Below are 3,911 nucleotides of genomic sequence, written 5' to 3' on the forward strand. Positions count from 1 at the left end.
TATCGCGCGCATGGTGCGCGCCGAGCTCGAACGCGTCGAACGCGCGAAGGCGTCGCGCGCCGGCTCGCGCCTGTCCGATTGATCGTTCGCTGAAGGAAACCCGCCCATGATGATGTCGCTCGACCAGTTCGTTTTCAGCCTGGCGACCACGCCTTACCAGGAGCTCCAGCGCCAGCGCAACTGGAAGCACCGCACCAGCTCGCGCATCGGCGTGCGCGATGCGAGCCAGTTCACCGGCGCCGGCGACGACACGATCACCCTGTCCGGCATCGTCGCCCCCGACAACGGCATCGGCGAGATCGCGTCGATCGAAGCGCTCGCCCGGATGGGCGACGCCGGCGACGCCTATGTGCTCGTCGACGGGAACGGCAACGTGTACGGCGCGTACGTGATCGACAGCCTCAACGAGACCGCCACGTACCACACGAAGGAAGGCATCGCGCGCAAGATCGCGTTCACGCTGACGCTCAAGCGCGTCGACGACGGCGTGCTGGCCGAGCCGCAGCAGGACGACGAAAGCGGAGCGGACGAGCAATGAGCACGGTGGAACGCAAGCCGGGCGATGCGCAGGCCCGCGCGGGTCGCGTGCAGCCGCAGGCCGACTATCGGATCACGCTCGACGGCCGCGACCTGTCGCGCCTGATCGCGCCCAACCTCATCAGCCTGTCGCTGTCGGAATCGCGCGCGGACGAAGCCGACATGCTCGACCTGGTGCTCGACGACGCGCGCGGCACGTTCGCGATTCCGAAGCGTGGCGCGAGCATCAAGCTGTCGATCGGCTGGGTCGGCGAGCCGCTCGTCGACAAGGGCGCGTTCACGGTCGACGAAGTCGAGCACAGCGGCGCACCGGACGTCATCACGATCCGCGCACGTTCGGCCTCGATGACGAACGGCATGCACGAACGCCGCGAGAAAAGCTGGCACCGGCAGACGATCGGCGCGATCGTGCGCACCATCGCGACACGCTACGGGCTCACGGCCGCCGTCGACGCCACGCTCGCCGCGACGCGGATCGACCACGTCGACCAGACGCAGGAATCCGACATGTCGTTCCTGACGCGCCTCGCCAAGCGCTACGACGCGGTGATGACCGTGAAGGACAAGCGTCTGCTGTTCACGCCGATCGGCAGCGGCAAGACCGTCAGCGGCAAGCCGCTCGACGTGCTGGCCATCACGCGCGCGAGCGGCGACCAGCATCGTTACCACATCGCGCAGCGCGACGATTACACGTCGGTGCGCGCGCACTATCACTCGAATGGCAGCGCGCGGCGGCTGTCGGTGGTCGTCGGTGACGCGAAAGGCAAGAACGCCAAGGTGCTGCCCGAGGATTACGCGACGGAAGCCGAGGCCCGGGCGGCCGCGCAAGCCGACTATGCGCGCACGCAGCGCGGCCAGTCGACGCTGAGCTACACGCTCGCACTGGGCCGGCCCGAACTGTTTCCCGAGATGCCCGTCACCGTGACGGGGTTCAAGCCGGAAATCGACGAGACGCCGTGGCTCGTGAAGAAGGCGACGCACACGATCGGCGACGGCGGGTTCACGACCGCGCTCGAGCTCGAGGTACGCGACGCGCCGAAGAAGTCGGGGCGAACCGGCAAGCGCTGACGGGTGAAATGGCAAGCGGCGACCGACGCCGCGATGCCCGGCACGCGATCGCGTGGCGGCGATCACGGTGGCGAATTCAGGATCTCGGGGGGCGGGGTGAGGTAACGCGCGGGATGCGCGGCTCGGGTTCGATGCAACGGCCGGAGCGAATGCCGGCCGGCGGGGATGAGGGGTGGGGATTCAGCTCGATTGCTGACGCCCGCCGAGCGTCATGCGCGTGTCCCGCGCGTCGCCGCATTGCTGCAACGTGGCACGCGCATCGCGCAAATTGGCCATCGCCTGCAGCGCGGCCTCGAGCACCTGCCCGACCGACAGCATCGCGCTGTCGATCTTTGCGTGCGCGTCGGCCCGCTCGTCGTCGGTCAGGTCCGGACGATATCGCGGCGGGCCCATCGTCAATCCACGCGTGTCCGCGCGATGGTCGGCGTGCGCCGACGCGCCGATCGTCCCGATGTCGTGCTTCCTGTTGGTGTCCATTTTCCGGTCTCCGCAAACTCAGTCATCCACCGGGGGCCGCCTGACACGACGGGTCGCCTCGGAACGCCCCGCCGCCAGCTCGCCGGCTTTCAGAATGCTAAACCAATACTGTATGGATATACAGTGATTCGTCCGATTTTATCCGATGCGCTTGCGCGATGCGCTCAGCGCGCCGCCGTGGAATCGGGAAAACGGAAAGGAGACGGGCCGCCCGCGTCACGCCCTGGATCGGGCAGCGTGCGACCGCATGCAGCATGCTGCCGGCATGCGCAGCAGAGCGTGCGTCGGGCCGCGCGGCCGCTTATTTCTTCGGTTGCTTCGCCGCGCGTTCGGACTTCAGCCGTTCGACCTCGGCCATCGCCCGCTCGACGTTTTCCGCCGTGCGCTGATCGAGTGCCGCGCGGCGATTCTCCGGCAGGCGCTTCGCGCGCCGCGGCGCCGCAGCCGCCTGCACCATCGCGCCCGTGCTGATGCAACTGGCGAGAAACGCGTGCAGCGATGCCTTGCCGGCGTCGTTGAGCTGCCGGTACATCGCCAGCACGTCGGCTTCGTCCGCGTCGCGGCTGCCGGCCTCCGACGCGGGTTCGCCTGCGGCGGACCGTTCGCCGGTCAGCACGTAGCCGATATCGACACCGATCTCGCGAACGGCCAGCAGATAGGTCGCGTCGGGAGAGCGCTCATCCGACTCGTACGCCGACTGCGAGCGCCTCGCGACACCGCCCACGGTCGCAAACTCGTCCTGGCTGAGTCCGATCCGCAAGCGCTCGTCCCGCAAGCGACTCCCGATTTGTGTCATAAATTACCCATTAACAATTGACGCGCTGTTTTTTGCTCATTACACTGGCCTTACCGTAACGCAAGACTATCTCCACAAAGTATACCGACCATGACTACTCCCAAAGGCGCGCGCCGTTCGCCGCGCGGCACGATGTCGGACAAACCCGTCTACGTAGGGCTGACACCGGTCGAGCGCGGCGAGCTCGAGCAGCTCGCCGCGCAGCGCAACCGCTCGATCTCCAGCATGGCGCGGGAACTGATCCGCATCGGCGCGAGCCACCTGCGCGCGATCGCGACGCCGCGCTCGCGCACCGCTGGCCGTTGAACCGGGCGCCCTCATGTTCTCCACCTTCGAGCGCGCCCGACCGTCCGTGCCCGCAGCGTCGATTGTGAGCCGCGCGCACGCCCGCACCAATCAGCCGATCGGCCAGCGATGCAGCCGGATCGCCCGCGCGGCCCACTGCCCGTCCGGCCATGCGCCGACTCTCGCCCGGAGCACGCCCTCATGCGAATCCTGAACCGTTGCCCGCACTGCCGCACCCGCGCCACCGCACGCAGCAGCCGCGAAATGTCGCTGACGTTCCGCGAAATCACCTTCCAGTGCGCGAATCCGGAGTGCGGCCACACGTACGTCGTCAACATGGAATTCGCCCGCACGCTGTCGCCGTCCGCCGTCCCGAACCTCTCGTTGCAGTTGCCGCTCTCGCCGCACGTCCGCGAACGCCTGGCCGCGCAACTCGAGCTGCCGGTCTGACGCCCTAACCCCTCGTTCCCGCGTTTCCCTCGCATCGTGCCTGAACGGCGCGAGGGTTCGTCTTTGCCATTGAAAAGGACACCTCATGATCCCGATCCAAGCGGGCCGTGCCATTCGATGCCCCGCCAGCCCGGCGATGGTCGGCCACCCCGCGCACTGCGCACGGGTCGACTGCCCGGAGGCGCGCACATGAACCGCTACGCCACCGAACCCGCGCCGCATGACGCCGCGCTGCACGCGGCCATCGCGGCGGCCGCCGACACGCTGAACTTCGACGCCCCGCCGGACAGCCCCGCAC

The 3,911-nt window shown here is 68.1% G+C and carries 6 protein-coding genes; 4 read left to right on the plus strand and 2 right to left on the minus strand.

Annotated features, from left to right (window positions below):
- Positions 1-106 precede the first annotated feature (106 nt).
- Together G3N93_RS35660 and G3N93_RS35665 are read left to right on the plus strand one after the other, a co-directional pair.
- Positions 107-538 (plus strand): phage tail protein, encoded by a 432-nt coding sequence (locus tag G3N93_RS35660; RefSeq protein ID WP_069246823.1) that lies wholly within the window; start codon positions 107-109, stop codon positions 536-538.
- A complete protein-coding gene (locus G3N93_RS35665) occupies positions 535-1,605 on the plus strand; it encodes a phage late control D family protein (RefSeq protein WP_174940126.1) in 1,071 nt (356 codons plus the stop codon). The genes G3N93_RS35660 and G3N93_RS35665 overlap by 4 nt, the downstream gene beginning before the upstream one ends.
- A 180-nt stretch (positions 1,606-1,785) precedes the next feature.
- On the opposite strand, the gene G3N93_RS35670 is transcribed toward G3N93_RS35665, so the two are convergent.
- Positions 1,786-2,082 carry a hypothetical protein gene (locus G3N93_RS35670; RefSeq protein ID WP_174946961.1) on the minus strand — a complete coding sequence of 99 codons (297 nt, stop codon included), beginning with the start codon at positions 2,080-2,082 and terminating at the stop codon, positions 1,786-1,788.
- Between the two features lie 301 nt (positions 2,083-2,383).
- Entirely contained in the window at positions 2,384-2,806 is a 423-nt protein-coding gene (locus G3N93_RS35675) for a transcriptional regulator (protein ID WP_244132534.1), read from the minus strand.
- A gap of 162 nt (positions 2,807-2,968) precedes the next feature.
- On the opposite strand from G3N93_RS35675, the gene G3N93_RS35680 reads away from it, so the two are divergent.
- Both G3N93_RS35680 and G3N93_RS35685 read left to right on the plus strand, forming a co-directional pair.
- The gene (locus G3N93_RS35680) at positions 2,969-3,184 is read left to right on the plus strand and encodes a hypothetical protein (protein WP_174940132.1); all 216 of its coding nucleotides are present in this window, start codon (positions 2,969-2,971) and stop codon (positions 3,182-3,184) included.
- A gap of 180 nt (positions 3,185-3,364) precedes the next feature.
- A complete protein-coding gene (locus tag G3N93_RS35685) occupies positions 3,365-3,613 on the plus strand; it encodes an ogr/Delta-like zinc finger family protein (RefSeq protein WP_174916740.1) in 249 nt (82 codons plus the stop codon).
- The last annotated feature ends 298 nt before the right edge of the window (positions 3,614-3,911 follow it).

The sequence above is a fragment of the Burkholderia sp. Se-20378 genome, from assembly GCF_017104665.1.
GTDB classification, from domain to species: Bacteria; Pseudomonadota; Gammaproteobacteria; order Burkholderiales; family Burkholderiaceae; genus Burkholderia; species Burkholderia lata.